The sequence below is a fragment of the Bacillus sp. SJZ110 genome (genome assembly GCF_006715455.1).
Lineage (GTDB): Bacteria > Bacillota > Bacilli > Bacillales > Bacillaceae > Bacillus > Bacillus subtilis.
In genome coordinates this window covers 279,730-305,950 of sequence record NZ_VFNF01000002.1, presented here as the reverse complement: position 1 = coordinate 305,950, position 26,221 = coordinate 279,730, and the positions used below count along the sequence as shown (strand labels likewise).

The 26,221-nt window shown below is 44.9% G+C and carries 32 protein-coding genes and 1 riboswitch; of the genes, 12 read left to right on the top strand and 20 right to left on the bottom strand.

From position 1 onward, the window contains the following. The first annotated feature begins 93 nt into the window (after positions 1-93). Positions 94-2,373: an ATP-dependent helicase gene (locus FB592_RS07115; RefSeq protein ID WP_141949404.1), complete on the top strand. Its 2,280-nt coding sequence runs from the start codon at positions 94-96 to the stop codon at positions 2,371-2,373. 73 nt (positions 2,374-2,446) lie between these two features. On the opposite strand, the gene spoVIF is transcribed toward FB592_RS07115, so the two are convergent. From spoVIF to yjcA, 4 genes are all read right to left on the bottom strand, one after another. Further along, positions 2,447-2,701, bottom strand: a complete 255-nt coding sequence (spoVIF, locus tag FB592_RS07110; RefSeq protein ID WP_003232870.1) for a sporulation-specific transcription regulator SpoVIF — start codon at positions 2,699-2,701, stop codon at positions 2,447-2,449. A 132-nt stretch (positions 2,702-2,833) separates the two neighbouring features. Continuing rightward, positions 2,834-2,983, bottom strand: coding sequence for a sporulation protein YjcZ (gene yjcZ, locus FB592_RS07105; RefSeq protein ID WP_003232872.1), 150 nt, complete (start codon positions 2,981-2,983; stop codon positions 2,834-2,836). Positions 2,984-3,064: 81 nt separating this feature from the next. Next, the gene (locus FB592_RS07100) at positions 3,065-3,271 is read right to left on the bottom strand and encodes a hypothetical protein (RefSeq protein WP_014479470.1); all 207 of its coding nucleotides are present in this window, start codon (positions 3,269-3,271) and stop codon (positions 3,065-3,067) included. Positions 3,272-3,552: 281 nt separating this feature from the next. Next, a complete protein-coding gene (gene yjcA, locus FB592_RS07095) occupies positions 3,553-3,909 on the bottom strand; it encodes a sporulation protein YjcA (RefSeq protein ID WP_041850968.1) in 357 nt (118 codons plus the stop codon). A 159-nt stretch (positions 3,910-4,068) separates the two neighbouring features. Here yjcA and cotV point away from each other — a divergent pair, with 159 nt between their 5' ends. From cotV to cotZ, 5 genes are all read left to right on the top strand, one after another. Next, complete coding sequence (gene cotV / locus FB592_RS07090) at positions 4,069-4,455, top strand: spore coat protein CotV (protein WP_041850969.1); 387 nt, start codon at positions 4,069-4,071, stop codon at positions 4,453-4,455. A gap of 40 nt (positions 4,456-4,495) precedes the next feature. Beyond that, positions 4,496-4,825 carry a spore coat protein CotW gene (cotW, locus tag FB592_RS07085; RefSeq protein WP_041850970.1) on the top strand — a complete coding sequence of 110 codons (330 nt, stop codon included), beginning with the start codon at positions 4,496-4,498 and terminating at the stop codon, positions 4,823-4,825. An 88-nt stretch (positions 4,826-4,913) separates the two neighbouring features. Next, the gene (cotX, locus tag FB592_RS07080; RefSeq protein WP_014476454.1) at positions 4,914-5,429 is read left to right on the top strand and encodes a spore coat protein CotX; all 516 of its coding nucleotides are present in this window, start codon (positions 4,914-4,916) and stop codon (positions 5,427-5,429) included. 150 nt (positions 5,430-5,579) lie between these two features. Then, entirely contained in the window at positions 5,580-6,068 is a 489-nt protein-coding gene (gene cotY / locus FB592_RS07075; RefSeq protein ID WP_003239243.1) for a spore coat protein CotY, read from the top strand. Between the two features lie 127 nt (positions 6,069-6,195). Further along, entirely contained in the window at positions 6,196-6,642 is a 447-nt protein-coding gene (cotZ, locus tag FB592_RS07070; RefSeq protein WP_003244982.1) for a spore coat protein CotZ, read from the top strand. A gap of 93 nt (positions 6,643-6,735) precedes the next feature. Here the strand turns inward: cotZ and cotO are convergent, their stop codons facing one another. The 10 genes from cotO to FB592_RS07020 all read right to left on the bottom strand — a co-directional run bounded on the left by cotO (position 6,736) and on the right by FB592_RS07020 (position 15,728). After that, a complete protein-coding gene (cotO, locus tag FB592_RS07065; RefSeq protein WP_134991579.1) occupies positions 6,736-7,419 on the bottom strand; it encodes a spore coat protein CotO in 684 nt (227 codons plus the stop codon). Positions 7,420-7,519: 100 nt separating this feature from the next. Continuing rightward, positions 7,520-8,296: an enoyl-ACP reductase FabI gene (gene fabI, locus FB592_RS07060; protein ID WP_003232896.1), complete on the bottom strand. Its 777-nt coding sequence runs from the start codon at positions 8,294-8,296 to the stop codon at positions 7,520-7,522. Positions 8,297-8,431: 135 nt separating this feature from the next. Next, on the bottom strand, positions 8,432-9,247 hold the full coding sequence (gene thiD, locus FB592_RS07055) for a bifunctional hydroxymethylpyrimidine kinase/phosphomethylpyrimidine kinase (protein WP_014479462.1): 816 nt from the start codon (positions 9,245-9,247) through the stop codon (positions 8,432-8,434). 18 nt (positions 9,248-9,265) lie between these two features. Beyond that, positions 9,266-10,276, bottom strand: coding sequence for a thiazole biosynthesis adenylyltransferase ThiF (gene thiF / locus FB592_RS07050; protein ID WP_033883575.1), 1,011 nt, complete (start codon positions 10,274-10,276; stop codon positions 9,266-9,268). Next, positions 10,273-11,043: a thiazole synthase gene (thiG, locus tag FB592_RS07045; RefSeq protein WP_141949403.1), complete on the bottom strand. Its 771-nt coding sequence runs from the start codon at positions 11,041-11,043 to the stop codon at positions 10,273-10,275. The genes thiF and thiG overlap by 4 nt, the downstream gene beginning before the upstream one ends. Continuing rightward, entirely contained in the window at positions 11,040-11,240 is a 201-nt protein-coding gene (thiS, locus tag FB592_RS07040) for a sulfur carrier protein ThiS (RefSeq protein WP_072173897.1), read from the bottom strand. Before thiS ends, thiG begins: the two co-directional genes overlap by 4 nt. Beyond that, positions 11,240-12,349: a glycine oxidase ThiO gene (thiO, locus tag FB592_RS07035; RefSeq protein WP_015715675.1), complete on the bottom strand. Its 1,110-nt coding sequence runs from the start codon at positions 12,347-12,349 to the stop codon at positions 11,240-11,242. Before thiO ends, thiS begins: the two co-directional genes overlap by 1 nt. Continuing rightward, positions 12,333-12,950: a thiazole tautomerase TenI gene (gene tenI / locus FB592_RS07030; RefSeq protein WP_072173819.1), complete on the bottom strand. Its 618-nt coding sequence runs from the start codon at positions 12,948-12,950 to the stop codon at positions 12,333-12,335. The genes thiO and tenI overlap by 17 nt, the downstream gene beginning before the upstream one ends. Next, entirely contained in the window at positions 12,925-13,635 is a 711-nt protein-coding gene (tenA, locus tag FB592_RS07025) for a thiaminase II (RefSeq protein ID WP_003232909.1), read from the bottom strand. Before tenA ends, tenI begins: the two co-directional genes overlap by 26 nt. A gap of 78 nt (positions 13,636-13,713) precedes the next feature. After that, positions 13,714-13,822: riboswitch (TPP riboswitch) on the bottom strand. Between the two features lie 61 nt (positions 13,823-13,883). Further along, positions 13,884-15,728 (bottom strand): monovalent cation:proton antiporter family protein, encoded by a 1,845-nt coding sequence (locus FB592_RS07020; protein ID WP_015715673.1) that lies wholly within the window; start codon positions 15,726-15,728, stop codon positions 13,884-13,886. Positions 15,729-15,962: 234 nt separating this feature from the next. Between FB592_RS07020 and prpE the strand changes: the two genes are divergently transcribed. Beyond that, complete coding sequence (gene prpE / locus FB592_RS07015) at positions 15,963-16,697, top strand: bis(5'-nucleosyl)-tetraphosphatase PrpE (protein WP_032725412.1); 735 nt, start codon at positions 15,963-15,965, stop codon at positions 16,695-16,697. Positions 16,698-16,709: 12 nt separating this feature from the next. On the opposite strand, the gene FB592_RS07010 is transcribed toward prpE, so the two are convergent. From FB592_RS07010 to FB592_RS06995, 4 genes are read right to left on the bottom strand one after another with little or no spacing between them, the layout of a single operon-like run. Then, the gene (locus FB592_RS07010) at positions 16,710-17,609 is read right to left on the bottom strand and encodes an RluA family pseudouridine synthase (protein ID WP_175291444.1); all 900 of its coding nucleotides are present in this window, start codon (positions 17,607-17,609) and stop codon (positions 16,710-16,712) included. 14 nt (positions 17,610-17,623) lie between these two features. Further along, on the bottom strand, positions 17,624-18,424 hold the full coding sequence (locus FB592_RS07005; RefSeq protein WP_003232918.1) for an NAD kinase: 801 nt from the start codon (positions 18,422-18,424) through the stop codon (positions 17,624-17,626). An 18-nt stretch (positions 18,425-18,442) separates the two neighbouring features. Further along, complete coding sequence (gene yjbM, locus FB592_RS07000; RefSeq protein ID WP_003245294.1) at positions 18,443-19,078, bottom strand: GTP diphosphokinase; 636 nt, start codon at positions 19,076-19,078, stop codon at positions 18,443-18,445. A 28-nt stretch (positions 19,079-19,106) separates the two neighbouring features. Next, positions 19,107-19,475 carry a UPF0738 family protein gene (locus FB592_RS06995; RefSeq protein WP_003232922.1) on the bottom strand — a complete coding sequence of 123 codons (369 nt, stop codon included), beginning with the start codon at positions 19,473-19,475 and terminating at the stop codon, positions 19,107-19,109. A gap of 124 nt (positions 19,476-19,599) precedes the next feature. Here FB592_RS06995 and FB592_RS06990 point away from each other — a divergent pair, with 124 nt between their 5' ends. From FB592_RS06990 to FB592_RS06965, 5 genes are all read left to right on the top strand, one after another. Beyond that, positions 19,600-20,172 (top strand): CYTH domain-containing protein, encoded by a 573-nt coding sequence (locus FB592_RS06990; RefSeq protein ID WP_103803610.1) that lies wholly within the window; start codon positions 19,600-19,602, stop codon positions 20,170-20,172. 14 nt (positions 20,173-20,186) lie between these two features. Continuing rightward, positions 20,187-20,921 carry a bifunctional muramidase/murein lytic transglycosylase gene (gene cwlQ / locus FB592_RS06985; RefSeq protein ID WP_249848280.1) on the top strand — a complete coding sequence of 245 codons (735 nt, stop codon included), beginning with the start codon at positions 20,187-20,189 and terminating at the stop codon, positions 20,919-20,921. Between the two features lie 254 nt (positions 20,922-21,175). Then, complete coding sequence (locus FB592_RS06980) at positions 21,176-21,574, top strand: globin domain-containing protein (protein WP_003232928.1); 399 nt, start codon at positions 21,176-21,178, stop codon at positions 21,572-21,574. Beyond that, positions 21,571-22,470, top strand: coding sequence for a protease adaptor protein SpxH (gene spxH, locus FB592_RS06975; protein WP_003245184.1), 900 nt, complete (start codon positions 21,571-21,573; stop codon positions 22,468-22,470). Before FB592_RS06980 ends, spxH begins: the two co-directional genes overlap by 4 nt. 313 nt (positions 22,471-22,783) lie before the next feature. Next, positions 22,784-22,951: a hypothetical protein gene (locus FB592_RS06965; protein ID WP_003244944.1), complete on the top strand. Its 168-nt coding sequence runs from the start codon at positions 22,784-22,786 to the stop codon at positions 22,949-22,951. 37 nt (positions 22,952-22,988) lie between these two features. Here FB592_RS06965 and pepF read toward each other — a convergent pair whose 3' ends face one another. Together pepF and coiA are read right to left on the bottom strand one after the other, a co-directional pair. Beyond that, a complete protein-coding gene (gene pepF, locus FB592_RS06960; protein WP_003245178.1) occupies positions 22,989-24,818 on the bottom strand; it encodes an oligoendopeptidase F in 1,830 nt (609 codons plus the stop codon). A gap of 229 nt (positions 24,819-25,047) precedes the next feature. Further along, complete coding sequence (gene coiA, locus FB592_RS06955; protein ID WP_237984014.1) at positions 25,048-26,169, bottom strand: competence protein CoiA; 1,122 nt, start codon at positions 26,167-26,169, stop codon at positions 25,048-25,050. Between the last annotated feature and the right edge of the window lie 52 nt (positions 26,170-26,221).

Below are 26,221 nucleotides of genomic sequence, written 5' to 3'. Positions count from 1 at the left end.
TCTTTTCCCTTAAACTTACTTTTTGAAACACATTTCTTTTGATATGATAGTCATTGTCTGTAATGAACACCTTTTGATTGGGAGGACCCCTTTTTGAAATGCGCCCGACTGAATGATCGAATTATACATTTACATACATATTCGAGAGAACATTATCAATTCCTCTTTGAAGAAGGAATAAAAGGACATTTATTTTGTTCTCATTGCGGAAATCCCGTTTTGTTACGGCTTAACATCGCCGATCCGCCAGAGTTTATCCATCGCCAGCCAGGCGATTTCCCGGCATGTGAGGAGGCGTGTGCTCCGAAGCCCGCCAAAGAGGAAAAAAAAGAAGATGATCAGGAATCTGGTGTCATTCGTTTGCCCAAGGGAAAAGCGATCGCCGCTGACCCGTCTCCAGCTGTCACGGAATGGCACCGTCCAAGAAGCATTAAACCAGGAACACCATTTGTGCCAAAAACAATAGAACCCGATACGAGCCTTTTTCCGTCTGTCGGCTTAAACACGGATCAGCTGAAAGCGGTCACGGAAACAGAAGGTCCGCTGCTTGTGCTTGCAGGTGCGGGGAGCGGAAAAACACGGGTGCTGACAGCCCGTGCCGCCCACATGATCGAACACTTAGGCATACCGCCTGAAAATATGCTGCTTGTCACCTTTACAACAAAAGCTGTCGCTGAAATGAAAGAGCGTATGGCGAACCAGTACGGATTACAGCCGGCAAAAGTCAGAAGACTTGTGACAGGAACATTCCACAGTCTGTTTTATAAGATCTTGTATCACTCTAATTCTGCTAAATGGAACGGTGAGCATCTGCTGAAAATGGAGTGGCAGCGGGAACAATATATCAAAAAAGCACTCTATGAAGAAGGCATCGATGAGAAAGAATTCCCAGTTGACCAAGCCCTGCAGCAGATCGGTTTTTGGAAAAACACTTATGTCCCAAATGAACGCATCCCTCTAAAAGATGAGTGGGAAAAACAAGTTTATCGTTTATATGAACATTATGAACGCCAGAAAAAAGAACACAGCCAATTTGATTTTGATGACATGGCTTCAGCCTGCTATGAATTGTTTATCGAGCGGCCTGACCTTCTGGAACAGTATCAATCTCGGTTTACGTATATCTTAATTGATGAGTTTCAGGACATTAATCCGGTTCAATACAAAATCATGCAAATGCTCGCCAGCCCGGAGCAAAACCTGTGCTGTGTCGGAGACGATGACCAGTCCATCTACGCGTTTCGCGGAAGCAATCCGTCTTTCATTCTTGATTTTCAAAAGGATTATCCGGGAGCGAAGACGATCTATTTAACTGCGAACTACAGGTCTACGCACCCGATCGTCTCTAGTGCTGATATCGTTGTGAAAAAGAACAAAAACAGATATGCCAAAACGCTTGAAGCGGCCCGCGATGACATTCAGGTCCCTGTGCTGTTTTATCCTTATGATGAAGAGGAAGAAGCCACAATGGTCGTTTCCGATATCAAAGAAAAAATTCAAAATGGAGCCAGTCCAGAAGACTTTGCGGTTCTTTACCGCACAAACAGCGGAGGCCGTGCTATATATGAAAGGCTTCATCAATCGTCAATTCCGTATACAGCTGACCGCGGCGTCCAATCGTTTTACAGCAGACGGATCGTCCGCCAGATTCTCGCCTACTTGTACGCCAGCCAAAATGAGGATGACACCGAGGCGATTAAACACTTGCTTCCCGCCTTGTTTTTAAAACAGTCCGCTTTGAATACGCTGAAGGCGCTCTCGATCACAGAGGACTGTACCATGATCAAAGCGCTGGCCAAATTGCCTGATCTGAAGCCATTCCAGCTGGACAAAATCAAGAAAATCGTACCGTTTTTTGCAAGCCTCCGCACGATGAAGCCCGTAGAAGCCATCACCTTTGCAGAAGGAAAAATGGGCTTCTCCGAGTATTTAAAAAAGCGGGGCAATGAGGGCAACAAGCTGGAAAAAGGTTCCGATGACCTGCGCGACATCAAGGTTGTCGCCAAGAAGTTCAAAACGATTCCTGACTTTCTTGCCCACGTAGACCATATGAGGGCCGCTGAGAAAAACAGAACGGATGAAGATGGCGTTCAGCTGATGACCATTCACCGGTCAAAAGGCCTTGAATTCAAAACAGTCTACGTGTTAGGCACTGTAGACGGCTCGATTCCGCACGATTTCTCATTAGAAACGGCAAGAAAAGGAGACGAGGCCGCTCTTGAGGAGGAAAGACGCCTTTTATATGTAGCCATGACCCGGGCGAAACAGCATTTATATTTGTCTTGCCCCGCTAACAGGCGCGGCAAAACAGCCAACCGCTCAAGATTTTTGTATCCCCTTCTACAAAAAACAAGACAGCCCTTGCATCATTAACAGCCCGGCAGATTACTGCCGGGTTTTTACTGTAAAAAAAGGCCCGCTGCAGTGAGTCAGCCAGGCCATCCACTTATTTATTATCCATCATTTTAGAAATCGTGCCAAAATCAAGCTTTTCTTTTCCGCTTGTAATAGATTCCACAATTTTATCTTCTAATTCTTTTGGCACGCGTCTGTTTGCCATCTGCGCTACGCGGTTAATCACACTGCGCACTGTATTTTCATCTTTAAAATTAGCGTTTTGGAGTGATCCGGCAAGATTCATTACATCCTGCATCTTCACACCTGTTTTCTTTTCGATGTTCTTAAAAAATTGATTATCCATAATGCGCCTCCTTTTGGCGGAGTAATACGGTATTGTATGAATGCACATAATACAATGTGCTTTTCCAACATTTTTAAAAATAAACACAAGGCAAGGAAGCACGGGTTATAACCCGTACTTCCTCAATACATCTTAAAAGAAAGATGCACCTACGATGATGAGGAGAATGAATAATACGACCAACAAAACAAATGTTGAACCATAGCCGCCGCCGTAACCGCCAGCATAACCGCCATAACAGCCGCCGCCGTAGCCGCCGCCGAATCCGTATCCAAAGCCCATAGATAAGCACCTCCTTTACTCTCTATACACTATGTGAGCTGCTTGGATCGGCTTGGATATTCGCATAGGGCGTTTGCGGATTTACGATTGATCATATTGAGCTTGATGTTTTTTAAGTAAGGCCTCTGTTTTTTCAGCCAGCTCTTCAATCTCATCTTCAAATTCCAGACCGGCTTTATCAAATGCATCCAAGTCTTTTCTGATACTGCCCATCGTGTCTTCATGCTTTTTTTGCTTTTGTTCGTGAGGTTCATATCTTCCTTCTATCCATTTTTCAAACTCATTCACTTTTATCCCCCCGCTTATGATATATGCTGAGCAAGGCCGCCCCGTTAAAAAAACAAAAAACCGGAGTTCTCCGGTTTCTTTGCCAGGCTATTGAGGCTTTTTCTTTTTATTTCCGCACCCGCAGCCTTTCTTTTTTATCTTTTTTGATTGATACGATGAATCTGTATATGGAGATTTTTGGGAAGGTTTATGATGCTGATTCATTTTTGTCCCCTTCCTTTCCTTATGTCATATATGCTACTTTATGCGTATTCTGACAGAAAGTTGCTGGTAGTAACGCCTTATTCTTGCAGCCATTTTGATACGAGCGTTTCTATGATGCCGGCAAGGCCGGCGATCGCTAAAAGTAAAATCAGCCACTGCGCCGCTTGCGGGATCAACGCCTGGCATAAAATCAAAAAGCCGGCGCACCACACGCCTGTGCACCAATAGCAGCTCAGCAATTCACCAATAAACGCCCTGACACCGGTTCCCTTAATCACGATATAGGTTTCAATGTTCCCGTCCACATCCTTTTCTTCCTTCTCTTCATGAAACAGACTGCGAAGCGGCGCCATAATCGTGTCAAACACCAGCAGGCGGGCGAGCCGAAAGACCGCAAGCGATAGAAGAACAATTGTCAGCCCATTTATAACCACTCGTTCACTCCTTTGCCAATCATGATCCCTTCACATATATGCCAAAACCCTATTCTTCATGAATTGTATCTTGTCCGGCAGAAAATTGGTTATTTTTATTATTCCGCTCTGCACCCCATTTGCATTATATAGAGTATGGATAAGAAAGGAGTGAAGGTTATGTCATTTGAAGAAAAAGTCGAATCCCTGCACCCTGCAATATTTGAGCAATTATCAAGCGAATTCGAACAGCAGATCGAAGTGATTGATTGCGAAAATATCACAATTGACACGTCACATATAACAGCTGCCCTTTCTATACAAGCCTTTGTGACAACCATGATTATCGTGGCGACTCAGCTCGTCATCGCCGACGAGGATTTGGCTGACGCAGTAGCAAGTGAAATTCTTATTCTCGATAGCTCCCAAATCAAAAAAAGAACCATCATTAAAATTATCAACAGCCGCAACGTCAAAATTACTTTGTCTGCCGACGAGATAATAACCTTTGTACAAATCTTGCTTCAGGTGTTAAACAGCATTCTTAGTGAACTTGACGTCCTTTAACCCTTTCTTTTCACAAACTTAAAAGACGAGGTGAAAACAAATGTCAGATAACGATAAATTCAAAGAAGAGCTTGAAAAGCTTCCGGAAGCTGATCCAATGACGAAAATGCTGGTTCAAAACATCTTTCTTAAACACGGTGTCACGAAAGACAAAATGAAAAAAGTATCAGATGAAGAAAAAGAAATGCTCTTGAATCTGGTAAAAGACTTGCAGGCTAAATCAGCTGCATTAGTTGAAAATCAAAAGAAGAAAAAAGAAGAAGCCGCCGCGCAAGAGAAAAAGAACGAAAAACCGCTAAGCCGGAGAGAACAATTAATTGAACAGCTCAGACAAAGACGTCAAAACAATAACAATTCAAACCAATCATAAAAAATAGGGTTCTTCATCAGGATATATGCCTCAGTCAAAGTAAGAGGCTCGCTCATTTAATAACAGTAAAAGAAAAGGAGGAATAGATATGGAAAGCAGACCATACTCTTGGGTTGCACTTGATCCTGACTGTGACCATCCGTTAGACGAAAAAGAAAAAGATAAAAAAGAAGAAAGAAAATGTCATTGCGATGTTTGCTGTAATGGCAATGGGTTTTTTGGCAACGACAATGCCTTCATTGACCAAAATCTGGCTCAGGCAAATCTCAATAAACAAGTCTCCGATGAAACAATTATTATCAGAGACTCTTGTGATATCAACGTTTCATCTACAGACGTTCAAGCCGTAACATCAGTTGTAACGGCGGTTAATGCAGCTGTCCTAACAGTAGCTCTCACATCCATTGCAGACGGAGTAATTGCCGAATTAGTCGCACAAGATTTATTGCAGCTTTCAGCTAATAAACAAGTAAACCGCCAAAAACTTCTCATCGAATGCTCCCGGGGCGTAAATATCACAACAGTAGATGCTGATATAGCAACATTGGTTTCCACAGCTACTAACACACTTGTGGCACTCTTAGCCATCACACTCGTCCTCTAACTCTAAAAGCAGAGCTAAAAACGCTCTGCTTTTTCTTATTTTCCAAGCATATGATGAATATATAGACGTTCACCCACACCAAGTGGGGCACGGGTACATATGTTGTTAAGGACTAAAGTCAAATACCCTATAAAGAAGGAGCTGAAATCAATGAGCTGCGGAAAAACCCATGGCCGGCATGAGAACTGTGTATGCGATGCAGTGGAAAAGATTTTAGCAGAGCAGGAGGCAGTTGAAGAACAGTGTCCGACTGGCTGCTATACCAACCTTTTAAACCCTACGATTGCTGGAAAAGACACAATTCCGTTTCTCGTTTTTGATAAAAAAGGCGGATTGTTCTCCACATTCGGAAACGTAGGGGGATTTGTGGATGATATGCAATGCTTTGAATCCATTTTCTTCCGCGTCGAAAAATTATGCGATTGCTGTGCAACACTTTCTATTTTACGCCCGGTCGATGTCAAAGGCGATACCTTAAGTGTTTGCCACCCTTGCGACCCGGATTTCTTCGGGCTAGAAAAAACAGATTTCTGCATTGAAGTGGATCTCGGATGCTTCTGCGCGATTCAGTGCCTGTCACCAGAGCTAGTTGACAGAACATCGCCTCACAAAGATAAAAAGCATCATCACAATGGATAAACACTTGTAAAGAGGAATCCCCTTCCAAACTCTATTACAGGTGCAAATCATTCAGCTGCTTCCAGCGTGAGGCAGCTGACTCTCCATCATTTCGCCAGTCTCAAATTTATAAGGCAGGAGGGATAATATGAGCCAGAAAACATCAAGCTGCGTGCGTGAAGCTGTAGAAAATATTGAAGATCTGCAAAACGCTGTTGAAGAAGACTGCCCGACCGGCTGCCACTCTAAGCTTTTATCTGTAAGCCATTCGTTAGGCGACACAGTGCCTTTTGCAATATTTACATCAAAATCAACGCCATTAGTCGCCTTCGGAAATGTCGGCGAACTCGATAACGGCCCTTGCTTTAATACAGTATTTTTCAGGGTCGAAAGAGTGCATGGAAGCTGCGCAACACTGTCATTATTAATCGCATTTGACGAACACAAACACATTTTGGACTTCACCGATAAAGATACGGTGTGTGAAGTGTTCCGACTCGAAAAAACGAACTACTGTATTGAAGTTGACTTAGACTGCTTCTGCGCAATCAACTGCTTAAATCCTCGATTAATCAATCGTACACATCATCATTAATCATAAGCTGGAAAAGCTTGCAGGCCTGCAGGCTTTTCTCTATGTAAAAAAAGCTGTCCGGCAACATCAGCCGGGCAGCTTTTTTCTTTTTCGTTAAAAACCGAGCGGGTGCAGAGAGGTAATATCATCGATTGCCAGCTCGGTTGGGGCTCCGTTTCCGGTTGTTCGAAGCAGGACAGAATCATTTCTTCTTCCGACAATCACGCCCCTGTACGTTCTTCCATTGGCTTCAATCAAACAAAGCGCTCTCGGCATGTTATGAGGCAGCTTTGTTAAAAAATCAATTTTTTCGTGGATCGTCATCTTGCTCATCGGTTTTTTCACTTTTCGTGCCGGCGGTGCTTTTTCCTCCGCTTTATCAGCACTATGGACAGCTTCCGGTTCTTTTTCAGGCTTCCGGGCCTCAAGTGAAGGCTCTTCCTTTTTTTCTGCTTTCGGGGGCTCGTGTTCGACGGGTTCTTCTACGGCCTGCGGCTCTGCTTTCTCCTCCGGCTGGTTCTTTATGTTCTCTGGCTCCCTCACCTCTTGTGTTTGCTGACTCACTGGTTCGGCTGCAGGCTTTTGGTCTGCTTGCAGGACATCTTGTGCCACAACTTCCTCCTGCTGCTTCTCATGGTAAGCCGGCTTTTCCTCAGCTTTTGGAGGAGCGGGTTTGTCGGCCTTTCTTTTGATGACAATCTCCTGCATGGATGACCTTGTGGTTTCTGCATAATCCGGCTGAACAATATACATGAGCGGTTTTTTATCCGCGTTTCTTTTCTTATTAGACATCTTCATCCCTCCGATTGTGTCATATTCTATCTATATGACAGAAAGCTGAAAATCAGAAGAAATAAAAAAGCAATCCCTATTCGGGATTGCTTGATATAGATCCTGCTTAGCGGGCAGTGATATGGAAACCTGAATCAACGTGAAGATTTTCACCTGTAATCCCGCGGGACATATCGCTGAATAAGAACGCAGCTGTATCGCCCACTTCTTCAGGTGTTGTCGTGCGGCGAAGCGGCGCACGCTCTTCGATATCTTTTAAAATGGAGTTGAAATCGCTGATGCCTTTAGCAGATAATGTTCTGATCGGACCGGCAGAAATGCTGTTAACGCGGATATTTTCTTTTCCCAAGTCAGCAGCTAAGTATTTCACACTTGCATCAAGAGAAGCTTTCGCTACACCCATGACGTTGTAGTTTGGCATCACAAGCTCTCCGCCAAGGTACGTCAAAGTGACAATGCTTCCGCCTTCAGTCATCATCGGACGTGCCGCTTTAACAACAGCAGTCAGAGAATATGAGCTGATGTTATGAGCCAAAAGGAAGCCATCACGATTTGTGTTTAAGTATTCGCCGACAAGCTCTTCTTTGTTGGCAAACGCGATACAATGCGCGATACCGTGGATTACACCGACCTGCTCCTTAATGCTTGCGAAGCAAGTTTCGATTTCTGCGTCGTTTGTTACATCGCAAGGAAGGATGATGGAATCGTTGCGGTCTAACGTTCCGGCAAGCTCATGAACAGATTTCTCCAAGCGTTCGCCTGCATATGTGAAGATCAAACGTGCACCCGCTTCATGTAAAGAACGCGCAATGCCCCAGGCGATGCTGCGTTTGTTGGCTACCCCCATCACAACAATGTTGCGGCCTTCAAGTGAAAAATTCATATGTATAAAGCCTCCTATATTTAATAAAGACATAGTATTAGTACCTGATCTTAATTCCTATCATATCATAACCTTGTCCAGATGAAAAGCGCATACCGTAGCAAACGCAAAAGAGATCACCATCAGCTGGTGATCTCATCGGCTTGTATTTAAGCTGTTTCGTTTAAAAGCGAAATGGTTTGTCGGCCCGTGTCCCGATCCGATGCCGAGCGTATTTTCCACCGCTTCACGGACAAAGTTGGCCGCAACCTCAAATGCCTGATGGATGCTGTCTCCTTTAGCCGTTTGGGCCGTTAAAGCCGCAGCAAAGGTGCAGCCTGTGCCATGCGTATGCTTCGTATTGATATAAGGATGGGTGATTTGCATAAACATGCTGCCATCAAAAAGAAGGTCAGTAATGTGATTGTCCTCAGGCTGGTGCCCGCCTTTGATAATGACATGCTGCGCACCCATCTTGACGAGCTGCTCCGCTGCTTTTTTCCGGTCATCCAGCGAGCTGATTGTCATTCCTGTCAGCGTTTCTGCTTCCGGGACATTCGGCGTAATCGCGTAGCTTCTTGGAATGAGCAACTCCTTTAAGGTGGCAACTGACTCATCACGCAGCAAGGATGCCCCGCCCTTTGCGATCATAACCGGATCAACAATTACACGATTGAATCCGTACTCGTCAATTTTTCTTGCCACTTCTTCAATCATGTCGGCATTCCAGAGCATTCCCGTTTTGACTGCATCCGGTCTCAAATCCTCAGCAACAGCGTCAATTTGCTGTCTCAACGCCTCTACAGTCAGCGGATGCACCCCATGAACGCCAAGCGTATTTTGAGCGGTTACCGCTGTAATCGCAGACATTCCGAATACATCAAGCTCTTGAAAGGTTTTAATATCAGCCTGTATCCCTGCGCCGCCGCCTGAATCTGATCCGGCGATTGTCAATGCTTTATATATACTCATTACACTACACTCCTTTTATTACCCGATCCATTTATGATAAATGGATTTTGCCCGGGCAATATCATTTGTTCCATGGATCAAAGCTCTGCCGTCCCGGAACAGCACCATTTTCATATCATCCGAGCGGCAGGAAATTAAATACGGGTTCGCAGCTACTTCAAGCCCGGCCTGCCTCAGCTGACCGGCAAGCGCTTCAAGATCCGCTTCTTTCGTAATAGATGATCTGATCTGCACCGTGTTCCTGCCGCACAATACAGCCGCTTTTGTTTGATTTTCATATGACAAAAACGGAAAATCCTTTGTGCCGCAGCTTGGGCATGCGTCATGTTTGAGACTGGCCGCTCTCACTTCTGACCGCTCATTTTTCCACAAATCAAAGGAGCGCAGCACCGGCTCGCACTCCTCTCCCGTCAGCAGCTTCAGTGCATCTGTTACCTGAAAGACTGCTACCTGCAAAACAGCCGGACTGATGATGCCGGCTGTGTCACATGTTGCTCCGCCAATCGGAAGTGTATCGAGCAAGCAATGCAGGCAAGGAGTAGAACCCGGCACCACGGTAAAGGTGAGGCCGTAGCTCCCTACACAGGCACCGTAAAGAAAAGGAATCCCTTCCTTTACCGCAGCATCATTTACGATCAGGCGGGTTTCAAAATTATCAGCCGCATCCACTATAATTGATGCATCCCTAATCAGCTCGAAGATATTTTCTGCTGTCACATCCATGACAAGGCCGGTCACATCAACATCGCTGTTAATCGAACGGAGACGGCGCTCCGCAGCGGCTGCTTTCGGCATTTCTTTTTTGACATCATCTTCTGTATAAAGCTGTTGGCGCTGGAGGTTGCTCCATTCAACATAATCTCTGTCGGCAATTTTCACAGAGCCGACTCCCGCTCTCACCAGCATTTCTGCACTGGCTGTTCCGAGCGCGCCGGCGCCGATAATCACGGCGCGCGCTTCTTTCAATTTTTTCTGGCCGGATGGGCCGATCGGAGCAAACAGCTCCTGCCTTGAATACCTGCCTGTCATACAGGAAGACCTTCTCCCGGACTGCTTGCCGTTCCGTATTGCTTAAGCGGGATTCGGCCCGCCTCATAAGAAAGGCGCCCTGCTTCCACTGCGAGCTTCATGGCACGAGCCATTTTCACGGGATCGTCAGCGCCAGATACAGCCGTATTGAGCAGTACGCCATCCGCTCCAAGCTCCATTGCGTATGCCGCATCTTTAGGCGAGCCGATTCCCGCATCCACGATGACCGGCACTTTCGCCTGTTCAATAATAAACGACAGATTCAAAGGATTTAAGATTCCTTGTCCTGATCCAATCGGAGATGCACCCGGCATGATGGCATGAACGCCGAGCTCTTCCAGCTTTATCGCCAGCACAACGTCATCCGACGTGTACGGGAGCACAATAAAGCCTTCTTCAAGAAGCTGTTCAGACGCTTTTAATGTCTCAACAGGGTCAGGCAGCAAGGAACGGCTGCATCCGATGACTTCAACTTTAATCATGTCACAAAGGCCTGACGCTTTCGCCAGCCTTGCAATCCGAACCGCTTCTTCAGCAGTACTGGCGCCCGCTGTATTCGGCAAAAGCGTATATTTGGATAAATCAAGCTGTTCCAAAAAATTCGGCTGAGATGCTTCAAAGATGTTCATTCTCCTTACAGCAAATGTTAAAATATCAGACTCAGAAACAGCTACTGCTTCCTTTTGAATGTCAAACGATGGGTATTTCCCCGTGCCCAGCAGCAATCTTGATTGAAATGATTTTCCGCCAATTGTTAACATGCTCATCCGCCTCCTACAAAATGGACAATTTCAATGACATCACGATCACAAAGCTCAACCTCGTGATAACGTTCTTTCCCGATTATTTCTTTATTTCTTTCCACGATAACGATTTTATTTTCAAGCTGATACGACGCCAGCAGGTCTTGAATTGTACCTGTGTCTTTTTCCCACTTCACGTCTTTACCGTTCAGCTGTAGCATCATATCTGAACCGCCTCCTTGCGATCAATTCGGAATGCGTGCAGCCAGTCTTGGTTGACCTCTTTATTCATGATGAGATCACTGATCAAAGCGCCCGTTGCGGGAGCAAGCAGGATCCCGTTTCTGAAATGGCCAGCCGCAAATAAAATACGGCTGTCCTCAGGATGTCTGCCGATGTACGGTTTTCCATCCTTTGTTCCCGGACGGAGTCCCGCCCAAAAACGATCCACCTTCATATTCTGTATAGCCGGCAGCATCGTTTTTGCTTTTTTCATAACGGATTCCAATCCGCCAAGATCCGGTGTTTCACTCCAGTCCCCCGGCTTCATTGTCGCGCCGACAACCAGTCTTCCGCTTTTTCTCGGTACGATATAGCAGTGATCATGGTAAAGCGTTTTTGTCAACGGGATATCATCATTCCAAACGGACAGGCACTCCCCTTTTACAGGGAGAAAAGCATTGTTCAGTCCAAGCTGTTTAAAAAACATTCCGCTCCACACCCCGCTGGCAACGACAACATGATTAGCCCATACGTCTCCGCTAGGGGTCTTGATGAACAGGGCTTCACCGTCACGTTCGACATGCAGGACGGGCGTATGCTCAAAAATCTCCGCCCCAAGCATTTTTGCTGCTTTCACATATGCCTTGCAAACAAAATAAGGCTCCACATGCACATCATCCTGAATAAAAGATGCACCAAAGATGTCACCAGACGCATACGGCTCTTTTTCTAACACCTCTTCTTTTGAATACCAGCTGACAGAGTCCAAATCGTCCATCTGTCTCAGCTGCAGCACATCTTCTTCAGAAAATGCAAGCTTAAACATACCGCCGTTATGCTGCCTGATATCCACACCGGATAATGCATAAAGCTCTTCTCCAAGACCTTTGTACAGACGCTGACTGTGCATGGCGAAATCAAAAAACGCGTCACGTTCCTCGCATTCGGCATGGGCGCCCAGCATTCCGGCAGCGGCACTTGTCGTTCTGCCGCCCATTGTTCCGCTTTCAAACAATGCGGTGCTTTTGTTTTCCTTTGCCAAATAATAAGCAATCGCGGAACCGATAATTCCTCCTCCAATCACCACTGCTTCATAATGCCTTTTCATAGCGCATCTCCTTTAGCTTGCGGGAATATCGTCTGGCTGCTTCCAAGGGCTCAGCGGAAGAGAAAATTCCTGACATAACAGCGATGCCGTCTGCCCCTGCTTGTTTTACGTCGCTTAACCTGTCCGGCGTCATCCCCCCGATGGCTATAACCGGGATGGAAATCCGCTGTTTGATATCTGACAGCAAAGATACTCCTCTGCCTTCAAGACCCTTTTTGCAATCCGTTTCAAACACATGGCCGAACAGCACGTAGTCCGCGTCTTCCTTTTCTGCTTGAACCGCTTCCTCCAGTGAATGCACCGACCTCCCGATATGAAGGTGTGGAAATCTGGCTCTGACCTGCTTCGGTGAAAAGCTGCCGCTTGGCAGCTGCACACGGTGAATAGTAGAGAAAAGTGCAATATCCACGCGCCCGTTCATCACCAGCTTTCGTTTATCTATACCGCCTTCAAAAATAAGCTCGAGCAGTTTCAAAATATCCGCCGCCGATTTTGAGCGTTCCCGAATATGAATAAAATCAACTTCATTCTGAATCGAAATGATGGTTCTCGCTAGCTCTTCTACCGGCTTGCTGTCATCCGTTATGGCGTGAAGCTCCACATTCCTCCACCTCTTTTATGGCGCTGTCAGACCAGCCTTCTTTTCGATAGGCCATTCCCCAAAATTGATATTCATAGTAGCTGGAGATGACAAAATTCTCTTTCATCTTGGCACGCACTTCCTCCGTGCTGTTTTCCGCCAGCTCATCAAAGCGGTTGATTTGCTCCTCGACCTGTTGTCTAAACCAATCACCGCCATATGTGCCAATCCACTTCTGATAAATTGGATGCCCCGGATCACAATGCAGCAATTTCTCACCAACCTCGTAATAGAGCCAATAGCATGGCAGCAGGGCCGCTAAGATTTCTGCGAAATTCCCGCTCAAAACCGAACGGTACATATGGGATGTATAAGAATACGCAGTAGGAGACGGCTTAAACGCCTTACGCTCTTCCTCGCTGATTTCCAACAGCTCGGCAAACTCCCGATGAAGCGCCATTTCCGCCTCATATGTACCTTGGGCATGGCTTGCCATCCGCCCCGTTGTATAAAGGTCCTTCGCATAAGCGGCGCCAAATGACTGCACCTTTGCAAAATGCGTTAAATAATAGGAATCCTGAAGTACGTAGTATTTAAAACGGTCAATCGGAAGCGTTCCGTCACCGATTCCTTGAACGAACGGATGGACAAAGCTCCCCTCCCACCATTCTGCGGCTGCACTGCGGCATTCTTCTGAAAACTTCACAAATCATTCCCCCTCTGAAAATAAAAAAACCACTTTCCCGCAAGGAAAAGTGGTTTGGAATTGGCATAGTAAAATAACACAAATACCGCTCCACTTCCCTACGCAGGTCTGAACCTGTTCAAGTTATGAGGGTCTAAAAGTCACACTTTTATCTCAGCCCTTATGAAGGACACCCCTAGTGGTTAAACGAATACATATTGAATTGTTCTGCACCTCTATATTAACACGAATCCTTATTTGGTCAAGATTTATCCTTCCAATGTTTTCTTAAGATCCGTTACGTACCCCCGAGATCCGGTGACAATTAAACGGTCTCCAAGTTTCAGCCTTGTATCCCCATGAGGAACGATGCTGTCCACACCTCTGAAGATCCTGACAAAGATGACGTCACCTGTTAAAGGGAATTCCCGTAAAATGACACCATCATATTTACTGTTCTCCATATTAATTTGATACAGCGAAGACTCTTGGTTCGTGAGCAGCTTCATGACGCCAGGCGCTTCAATCAGTGCGCGAAGCAGCGTTTTTGTCGACAGCAGAATAGAAAAGATGCTGATTCCCTGCTCCTTCAGGGCTGCTTCATGCTCCGGTGATCCTACGCTTGCAATGACTCTTTCTGTGCCTTTTTCTTTTGCAAGTAATGCAATGTCTGCATTCATATCTTCATTTCCTGTCGCCACAACGAGGATATCCGTTTCAAAAATGCCGAGTGATTCAAGCGTCTCGTGTTCATAGTCAGAAATTGTTTCAACAGCAAACACTGATTCTGACAGCTTTTCCTCCGCATTCTCTTGGTAGACGTGTACAACACGCACGTCATACTCTTCCTCTGGCAATTCAAGTGTAACAGGCAAAGTCATTTGATTGGCGCCAATGAACGTAATCGTCTTTTTCTCCTCCGGCTGCTCTTCCCGTTTGTATAATTTTTTAAAACAGATCGGCGTAAAAATACTTGCAATGACGGCTACTAAAATTAGCGCTCCTGACATATTTGCACTGATCACGTGAAGCTGCTGGCCGATTGTTGCAGCGGCAATCACGAGCGAAAGCGTTGATGTCAGCAGGAAACCAGACGCGAAAATGGTTCGGTTATCATACCACTTCTTTAAGTACATGACAGGAATGATTTTGCTGACTAACAGCGCCAGCAGCAGGAGCGGAATCATGATTAAAATTGTTTTATCCTGAAAAAGAGTCCAAATATCAAGCTTCACACCGACCATCACAAAGAAAATCGGTATTAAGAACCCATAACCAAATGAGTCCAGCTGCTGAACAAGTTCTTTGTTTGGCGAAAGCAGGGAAACGAGAACCCCCGCTAAGAAAGCGCCGAGAATATTTTCAGCCCCAAGTGATTCAGACAGGGCAACGAGTACAATAATTAACGTAAAAATGGCACGCGTCCCGATCTGGATCGTCCCTTTTGACATGGATTGAACAAAAGAGCGATGTTTGAAGACCCGGCCGAAAAAGTAAAGCACCACTCCGGCCGCAAACAGAATCATCAGGAGCCACATGTTTCCGCTGTCCTCTCCGTATAAAGAAGAAAAAACAGCAAGAAGAATCATCGTGGCCAAATCAGCAATAACAGCAACAAGCAAAATAATCTGCCCGATATTCGAATTCATGATCCGTTCTTCTTTTAATGTTGGAACGACAACGCCTAATGAAATCGTTGAAATAATCAGGGTCATCAAAAATGCATTTTGGATAAATCCGGCCAAGACGAACCCATAGGACAAGAGCAATGATAAAATAAAAATACCGACGAAAATAACAGATGCCGCAGCAAACGTATTCGGCGCTTCCTTGCCATTCGGCAGGAACTGCTTTTTCTTTCCTTTCTCAAACGACGAAAAATCAATTTCAAGCCCGCTTAAAAACATTAAAAAGATAAATCCGAGCATAGAGAGTGTCTGGAGCCAGGTGTCACCCTCCACAACTAAATTAAGGCCGCTTTTCCCAATTATCAGCCCCATAATGATTTCAGCAACAACAACCGGGATGCTGAGTTTAAACCGATGCAAAAGGATGGGTGTCAAAAATGCAACGATAAGTACAACAACTAAAGATGCGACAGATGTATGCGCCATAATCAGAACCTCCTTTTTAAGTCAGGGTTATGCTAGTTCTCACTCAGAGAACAAAACCTCATTTTTAAAAAACATAACGCGATTTTAACAAGGGTGATGATGAAAAATAAAGTGATAAGGTCTTAATCCTGTTTAGAAAATGATTCTTCTTCTATAATTTGCACATAAAAGCTTGTGATGACTCACAACACTTTGCTTCATAATAAATAAAACAATCGGTAAGGAGGATACCGCATGGCTTACGATATCATCAGCGATATTCATGGCTGCTATGACGAAATGACTGCATTAATCCAAAAGCTTGGCTATACAATCAAAAATGGAGTACCTATCCATGAAGAAGGCAGGGTGCTTGTTTTTGCCGGAGATTTAACTGACAGAGGGCCCAAATCGATAGAGGTCATCCGATTTGTAGCCGGCGCTTACGAAAAAGGCGCTGTGCGTTATGTCCCGGGAAACCATTGCAATAAATTATATCGTTACTTAAAAGGAAATCCGGTAAAAGTGATGCATGGTCTCGAAACTACAGCGGCAGAGCTTGAGGAACTTTCTAAAGATGAGAGAAAATCAGTCAGCGAACAGTTTATGAAGCTGTACGAAACAGCGCCGCTTTACGACATCTTACATAATGGAGAATTAGTTGTCGCCCATGCTGGCATAAGAGCTGACGATATCGGCAAATATACCCGGAGAGTGAAGGACTTTGTGCTTTACGGTGACGTGACGGGTGAAACATATCCGGACGGCAGACCCGTCAGACGTGATTGGGCGGCAGCCTATAACGGAAAGGCTTGGGTGGTATACGGTCATACACCTGTGAAAGAGCCTCGGAAGGTCAAGCGCACCATCAACATTGATACAGGCTGCGTGTTCGGAAATCAACTGACAGGCTTTCGCTTTCCAGAAATAGAAACCGTCTCTGTTCCAAGCTCCCTGCCTTACGACGAATCAAGATTTCGCCCCATATAAAAAAGGAGAGAATCAATGATTCTCTCCTTTTATCAGTTTTCTCATATCCTGAGGCAGTGGAGCATGAAACGTCATGTTCTCCTGTGTCAGCGGATGGATAAACGAAAGATGCTCGCTGTGCAGAGCCTGCCGGCCAATTTCCTGTCTCGTTCCGCCGTACAGTGTATCGCCGCACAACGGGTGCCCGAGATAACTCATATGAACACGAATTTGATGGGTTCGTCCAGTCTCAAGCTGCAACGTCACCGAGGTCATATCGTCATTTGCACATGTGACGTAAAAATGCGTAACAGCCTTCTGGCCGTCTGGCGTTACCGTCCGTTCAATTATACTGTCAGGATGTCTGCCAATCGGAGCATCGACTGTTCCCTCCATCTGTGCCATCCGCCCGTGAACCACTGCCGCATACCGGCGTTTCACAAGGCCGTTTTTTTGCGCAGACGATAAAATGGAGTGGGCAAATCGATGCTTGGCAACAAGCATGACACCTGATGTATCCCGGTCTAACCGGGTGACAAGATGAACTGTCGCCCTCACTCCGGTTGATTGATAATGATCAATAATTCCATTGGCAATGCTGCCGGAGGAGTGCTCTCTCGAAGGGATTGATGACACATACGGCTGCTTGTTTATCACAAGCACATGTTCATCCTCATAAAGGATATCGAGCGGAACAGGCTCTGCCAACAGCGTCTCGCTCACCTGCTCCTCAGGAAACTTCACGATAAGAAGATCTCCCTCTTTCAAAACGTATTTGACCGTCACATGCTCACCGTTAATCTGCAGGTCTCCCCCGCCAAACTTAATATCGGTCAGCAGACGTTTCGAAATTCCCAGTTCACTGGCATATTCCTTTACAGTCATCCCGTCCTCAGCGGAAGTAATGTTCTTTCTGATAAAAAAATGCTCCACGATATGTCCTCTTTCTATTCACCTTTTCCAATAAACGAATCCTGGACTCTTTTCCAAAATGGAAACGGACGGAATCTCGCAAACCGCACTTTTTCGGATGCAACTTGGCAGCGGATCGACTTTACATCCTTATGGAGAAGGGTTAAGTGGTCAATCGTCACTTGAAAGTCAACTTCGTTTCTCGGCTTAATCATGCAATCATGATGGGATGGGAGAAGCAGAGGTGACCCCACCGTACGGAACACGCGGTTATTAATTGAAGCCATTTCCGCAAGCTGGATCGCCCTGATAGACGGATGGATAATCGCTCCGCCCAGCGCCTTATTGTAGGCTGTGCTGCCTGATGGAGTTGACAGGCAGAGGCCGTCGCCCCGGAAGGTTTCAAAGAGCTGCCCTTTGATTTCCACATCAGCAACAAGGCTTCCTTCGATGCTTTTAATCGTACATTCATTTAAAGCTAAGTATCTTTCTTCCCGCTCGTTTTCGTGATAGGTCACAATGACTTCGAGAAGCGGATATTCGACTGTATGATACGGCGTTTTCGCGATGGCAAGAACAAGTTTTTCAATTTCATGAGGAACCCAGTCGGCATAAAAACCCAGATGACCTGTGTGAACGCCGACAAATGCTGTTTTGTCCAAGCGGTCGCTGTATCTGTGAAAAGCATACAAAAGCGTTCCGTCGCCTCCGACTGAAATAACGATTTCCGGTTCATTTTCATCCAGTTCCATATCAAAATCCAATAAATACGCCTGTATTTTGCTTTTCAGCGTATCAGAAACTTGATCTCCTTTTGATGATACGGCAAATTTCATGCTCTTCTTCCCCTTTACCTATTGTTGCTCGCTTCCTTTTTTCTTTCTTGAAAAGGCAGCTTGAGCTTCCTGTACTTCACCCCTGATCTCCGACATCTCTTCATCAAGCCGGGAAGCCGCTTCAGAAGCGCGCTGAAGCCTTAGTTTTACTTTTTCAGGAATGTTTCCGCTGTATTTATAATTCAATGAATGCTCAATGGTCGCCCAAAAATTCATCGCCAGTGTACGGATCTGTATTTCTACGAGAACATGCTTTTCTCCGGATACCGTCTGCAAAGGGTACAGCACAACAAGATGGTATGATCGGTATCCGCTCTCTTTATGTTCCGCAATATAATCCCTCTGATCCACAACGGTGAAATCTTTTCTGGCAAAAAGCATCTCTTTTACGATTTGGATGTCATCGACAAATTGGCACATGATTCTAAGGCCAGCAATGTCCTGCATGGTTTCAATTTCATGCAGCGGTATGCTTTTCCGTCTCGCTTTTTCAAGTATGCTCGCCACAGGCTTGACGCGTCCGGTCACAAATTCGATCGGTGAATGGTCGTCCTCGTATTCATATAGTGTACGGATCCCCTTGAGCTTCACTTTCAACTCTTCGACAGCCTGGCGGTACGGCACTAAAAAACGCTCCCATTGTTTGTCATCCATCATACATCCCCCAATTCCGAACCAGTTTCTATAAAAACACGCGTTTCACTTTTTCTTCCATTTCTTCTCCATAGTTTGCATTATCTTTTATATTTTCTAAAAGATATTCCAGCTCCTCATGCAGGCCTGCCAGTTCAATTGTTTGGTCTCCTGCCTCTAAAACAACCGGTATTTTTTGTGCATGGGCCTGCTTCAGTTCCGGCCATACATGTTCCTTTATAATGACATATTCAAAAGAATCAGCTAATTCAAGTATGTATACAAAAGCAAAGTGGTCAGAATCAACAAGCATTTGACCTGACGGCTTGCGTTCCGCTTCGTTTCCTTCTGTCTGACAGGCGAGGCGAAGCTGATCATCCGATAATGTTGCATTCAAAATTTCGATTCTGTTTTGCATAATGCTCTCCTTTTTTAAACAAAGTACAGATTCATTTTATCATATCGAGCTCGATATTGATAAACCTAACATCTAAAGAGATAATAGTAAAAATAAGATTTACAGGGCGGAAAGGAAGAGCATCATGAGCCAGGAAATTGAAATCGAATTTAAAAACATGCTGACCAAACAAGAATTCAAAAACATAGCAGCGGCACTCCAGCTGACAGAAAAAGATTTTACAGATCAAAAGAATCATTATTTTGATACAGACAGCTTCGCGCTGAAACAAAAACATGCTGCGCTTCGTATCCGCAGAAAAAACGGAAAGTATGTCCTTACATTAAAGGAGCCGGCTGATGTGGGGCTTCTGGAAACGCACCAGCAGCTTTCAGAGATATCAGATCTCGCTGGATTTTCAGTTCCCGAGGGCCTCGTGAAGGACCAGCTGCACAAGCTTCAGATCGATACGGATGCCATTCAATACTTTGGATCTTTAGCAACAAACCGTGCGGAAAAAGAAACAGAAAAAGGCTTAATAGTTTTAGACCACAGCCGATATTTAAATAAAGAGGACTATGAAATTGAATTTGAGGCGGCGGATTGGCATGAGGGCAGACAAGCCTTCGAAAAGCTGCTTCAGCAATTCAGCATTCCTCAGCGCGAAACCAAAAATAAAATTCTGCGTTTTTATGAAGAAAAACGAAAGTCTATATAAGGTGGAATGACATCGTGAATGTAACGAATTGGGCAGCTTTACTTCAGCTTCAGGCACTACAGTCCATATCTAATGCACGCAGCAGCTCGGACAATCAGAATACGGAAAGCCCGCTTTCAAGTTTCAGTTCTTTGCTCAGCCAATATACAAACGGTCTGGCATCTCAGCAATCAGCACCTTCTTCATCGCCAAGCCCGCTCAGCATGCTGAACAGCGCGAATACAACAGCGCCGCCACTGCTTTCAGCGTATGGGCTTAACTCATATACAAGCAGCAATTCAGGTTCAATCACAAAAGCGGCAGAAAGCACTAAAACAGCTGCTGCAGATTCAGCTTCAAACAAACATGGAGCAAATCAGATCAGTTCGGGAGACTTTTCTATTGACAGTGCGATTAAAAAAGCCGCTGATAAATATGGCGTTGATGAAAAACTGATCCGTGTCGTCATCAAACAGGAATCAGGCTTTAATGCAAAAGCGGTCAGCGGAGCAGGTGCGATGGGCCTCATGCAGCTGATGCCGTCAACAGCAAGCTCACTTGGCGTTTCCAATCCGCTTGATCCGCAGCAAAATGTGGAGGGCGGAACGAAATATTTAAAACAAATGCTGGATAAATACGACGGCAATGTGTCTATGGCATTAGCGGCTTACAACGCCGGACCGGGGAATGTTGACCGATACGGAGGCATTCCTCCTTTCCAAGAAACGCAAAACTATGTAAAAAAAATAACTTCAGCTTATTACGCGTAACCAGAGGTGCTCTTTCCCTCTGGTTTTTTTGCGAAGTGAAATCTTACGCATTCCTGATTTTTATGTGATATGATATGAAATACAAACCCCGGCTGTCAGCCGAAATGAGTCATCAAACGCATAAAAGGCAGTTTGTTTGTAGAAATGATGCCTTGTTGCTAAAATAAATCTAGATGAAACAATGAAATACAGAAAATTACTTTTTGCAATAGGATTTATGATTCCTATTAGCCATATTTAAAGGAGTAGTCAACATGGGACAATCGTTTAACGCACCTTATGAAGCGATTGGAGAAGAACTTCTATCGCAACTTGTTGATACTTTTTATGAGCGTGTCGCGTCTCATCCTTTGCTGAAGCCGATTTTTCCAAGCGATTTGACAGAAACCGCTAGGAAACAGAAGCAATTCTTAACTCAGTATTTAGGCGGGCCTCCGCTTTATACCGAGGAGCACGGCCATCCTATGCTCAGAGCAAGGCATCTTCCCTTTCCAATTACAAACGAGAGAGCTGATGCGTGGCTCAGCTGTATGAAGGACGCAATGGACCATGTAGGGCTGGAGGGCGAAATTCGTGAGTTTTTGTTTGGCCGGCTGGAGTTGACAGCAAGGCATATGGTGAATCAAACGGAAGCGGAGGATCGATCATCTTGACAAACTATCAGCATGAGCTATACTTCGCCCATTGCCACGGTCATCCAAAAAAACCGCTTGAAATTTATATGTTTGTAGACCCTTTATGTCCAGAATGCTGGTCCTTAGAGCCCGTCATCAAAAAGCTAAAAATCAGATACGGACGTTTTTTCACCTTACGCATTATCGCTTCCGCAAGCCTTACCGCTTTAAATAAAAAGCGAAAAAAGCATCTTCTCGCAGAAGCATGGGAAAAGATCGCGAGCCGCTCTGGCATGTCATGTGACGGCAATGTCTGGTTCGAACAGGATCAGCCGCTTTCATCGCCTTATATGGCTGCTCTCGCTTTTAAAGCAGCCGAATTGCAAGGACGAAAAGCCGGCATGCAATTTCTCAGAAATATGCAGGAGAGCCTATTTGTTTCAAAGAAAAATATTACGGATGAAAACGTGCTTTTGGAGATTGCTGAAAATACAAGTCTCGATCTTGAAGAATTCAAAAAAGATCTGCATTCTCAAAGTGCGGTCAAGGCGCTTCAATGTGACATGAAAATTGCTGCTGAGATGGATGTTTCTGTTAATCCGACACTGACGTTTTTTAATACGCAGCATGAGGATGAAGGGCTTAAAGTTCCTGGCAGCTACTCATATGATGTATATGAAGAAATTTTATTTGAGATGCTTGGCGACGAGCCGAAGCCGTCGGAAACACCGCCTTTAGAATGTTTTATTGAATATTTCCGCTTCGTTGCCTCGAAGGAAATTGCTCTTGTATATGACCTGAGCCTTGAAGAGGTAGAAAAAGAAATGAAAAAACTGGCGTTTGCTAAAAAGGTTGCCAAAGTGGAAGCCAAACACGGAATGTTTTGGAAGTCTCTCAGCACTTATTCTGATGAATATCAATCATGTGAAAAATAGCCGCAGGCGTGCATATGCTTGAGGCTGTTTTTTTACGCCATAACCAAACATATGTTCTGTTTTTAGCACTAAAGAAACCGCGCCGGGATAAGCGCGGTTTCATATGTCTTAACGACAACAAAGGGGATGGGAGAAATTTTTCACGGTCAAACAAAGGGGTAATGTTTGTTTGTGATCAATTTCACATCCTTATGATAACAAAAGATGTCGACTTTTGACAACCTCTATGCTTAATGTTCATATTTTTGTCACAAAACATAACGAAGTGCATTCACTCATATCCTTATAAGGAAAAAGGACGAGGAGGACCGCCATGATGTCTACTTTGATCTCAATTGTGTGCATTGCTGTTTTTTTCTGCTTGAATATCTTAGGCATGATGCATATGCTGCCGCTTTATATTACCTCTCCTCTGCTGTTTCTGTCTATTTTGTTTACCCTCTACCGCTTGAATCACCGAAAAACCTTTAAAGGGTTTTAAAAAAGCCTGTGCGTCATTTCCGCACAGGCTTACTTTTTTAAGACTGCTTGACTTTCATCAGCAGCTCTTCCATTTCATCAAGTTTTTCTTCAAACATTTTGCACGCGGCTTCGATTGGCTCTGGAGACGTCATATCAACACCCGCTTTTTTCAGGACATCAATCGGGTATTGTGAGCTTCCCGCTTTCAGGAAGTCAATATAACGGTCAACCGCCGGCTTTCCTTCCTTCAAAATCTGGCTGCTTAATGCTTGGGCAGCGCTGTACCCTGTCGCATACTGATACACATAGTAATTGTAATAGAAGTGCGGAATACGCGACCATTCAAGGCCGATTTCCTTATCAATCACCATGCCGTCTCCAAAATACTTTTTATTCAGGTCGTAATAGACATTTGTCAGAAGCTCAGGTGTAAGCGGCTCGCCTTCTTGCGCCTTTGTATGGATCAGATGTTCAAATTCAGCGAACATCGTTTGTCTGAAGACCGTTCCCCTGAAGCCCTCAAGCATATGGTTGAGAATATATAAGCGCTGTTTTTCATCCTCTAAATTGTTCAGCAAATATTCGCCAAGGAGCGCTTCATTTGTCGTAGAGGCAACTTCCGCGACAAAGATACTGTAATTGCCATATGGATAAGGCTGGTGCTTTCTCGTATAGTAGCTGTGTACGGAATGTCCAAACTCGTGCACGAGCGTAAAGAGATTATTGACGTTATTATGCCAGTTCATCAAAATATACGGATTCGTGCCGTAAGCTCCTGATGAATAAGCCCCATTGCGTTTGCCTTTATTTTCGTAAACGTCCACCCAGCGGTTTTCCAGTCCTTCTTTTAGGATAGAGGCATATTCTTCCCCTAAAGGTGCAAGGCCTTTCAGCATGTAATCTTTGGCTTCCTCGTATGTCACCTTCATCCCAGCATCTTTCACAAGCGGTGTATACAGGTCATAGATATGCACTTCATCAAGCTCAAGCACTTTCTTTCTTAGCGCGATATAGCGGTGCAGGAGCGGCAAATGCTTATTAATCGTCTTAACAAGGTTATCGTAGACTTCCTCAGGAATACTGTTGTTAGAAAGCGCAGCCTCACGCGCTGACTTGTACTTTTTCACTCTCGCGTAGAAGTTGTCCTTTTTCACAGTGCCGCTAAGCGTCGTGGCCATTGTGTTTTTATATTGTCCGTACGTTTTATACACTGCGTCAAACGCATTTTTGCGGACTTCACGGTTTTCACTTTCCAAGAAATTAATAAAGTTACCGTGAGTGATCTGTTTTTCATTCCCATCTTCGTCTTTAATGGACGGGAACGTAATATCTGCGTTATTTAACACGCTGAATGTATTTGAAGATGACCCAAGTACCTCGGAAGCTTCAGCAAGCAGCGCCTCTTCCTTCTCGCTCAGCACATGCGGACGTTCCTTTGTAATCTCCTCAATCGCATGAGAGTACAGCTTCAACTCTTCTTTTTCAAGAATGAACTGCTGCAGTTTGTCTTCTTCTATGGATAAAATCTCCGGAACCAAATAAGCTGTCGCGCTTGCAGCCTGTGTATACAGGTTTCCCGCCTTGTCATTCAGCCCCTGGTAAAAGGAGTTCCCAGTATCCTGGTCTGAGCGCATATGCGCATATGTGTACAGCCTACCTAGCCGCTCCATCACTTTATCTTGATACGTAAGAGCCTCGTATAAATGATCAGCTGAATCTGCCAGCTTTCCTTTATACTTAGATAAATTCGGAATTAATTCTTTTACAGCTTGAAATTCTTTATTCCAGGCCTCATCACTAGGAAAAATATCCTCAAGTCTCCATGTGTCTTCTGCCTTTACCTCACTTCTGTCAGGCAGTTGGTTTGCTTTTTTTTCCTCAGCCATGGTGATCCCCCTCGTCTTCTTTGATTCAAGCCAATTGAAAAAACAGCTGTTTCTCAATAAACTTGTGTTGTGAATATCTTCCGGTTTTTCACTGCCTTTTGTCAAATCATATGCAGTAATGAAGAGAACGAATGCCAAAAAAGCAGTAAAAACACGAAAAACCTTTCCTTTTGTGCCTTTCACAGCCTGCCCACCACCTTTGTCTTAGGGTGAGCCAAATAAGACAAACTCATTCTATAAAACAGCTGCGGTCTCTTTCTATGAGATCCTGCATGGAGTGTATGCCGCCTGCAGGCTGATTCAGCACATATACTTCTTTCTGAGTCTCCCTTAAAAATCCCTTCTTGCACAAAAAATCAATATACTGTTTAACCGCTTCTGAAAGACACTCTTCGCTGCATTCAAACCTGAGTGCAATGTTCTTATTATGAATGTGCAGTTTGCACTGCTGCAAAACGGCTGAAAAACGAATTGGCGCACGTTTACCTCCAAGATCCGTCATAAACAAATAAAGAAACCCCTGCCACACAAAAACCGGACTCTTAAAAACTGCCCCTTTTCTAACAGGAACAAACACTTCAGTCGGCAGAAAAGAAAAAGGCGTCTGCCGTTTCTCATAAAACAGCAGCCTAAGGCGATTTATTTCCTTTGAGTTAAACCGATGGGGTTTATGGCGAAAACGGTGAATCGCTTTCGTCCAGCCTGAATATTGAATTGAGGGTTTCGGTTCAGTGAAAAAAAGATCGTCTGCACCTGCCCGATGGATAGGGATCGTTTGGACTGAGGAATAAGAATGGTTTGTGTAGAATGGAATGATGTGGCTGAGCCGGAGAAAAGAACGCCTTTCAGGACAATAACATATCAGCTCTCTGTATGGACTTGCATTGATAAACTGCCAATGAAAAGCTGAAAGCTGATAAAAGGACGAAGCAGTCCGTTTTAAGCGGCTGTATCCCATAATCCACTGCGGGATGATTCCTTCTTGTTTGAAGCCCTCTGTCCGCTTTTGAAAGACATCTGGAGCGATAGTGGCGCATTGATATTCAACAGCAAGCATATGCTCCTTGATCCTTGCCATGACGTCCGGTCTTTGGTTGATTGTCCTTATATACGGCTCCAATATTGGCGAAGCCCGTTGTGTTTTCAGCCATACATACAGCTGTCTTTTTCCTTCTAAGTGGTAGGCGCTTTCCGGTTCGATGTCTATGGAGCAGGACTTGTTCTGTTTATGGGCAAAATGCGGCGCTTTTTGAAGTCCGAGCTTCACAGCTAGCTCTCCCCCGCATACCGGACAGAAGAACCGTCTCCGCTTTAATTTCTGGTTTTGCTGAGCGCCTAGAAGGTGAAACAGTTGGCCGTCTTCAGTCACAGCACTAAACAATTGTCATCTCTCCTTTCCAGAT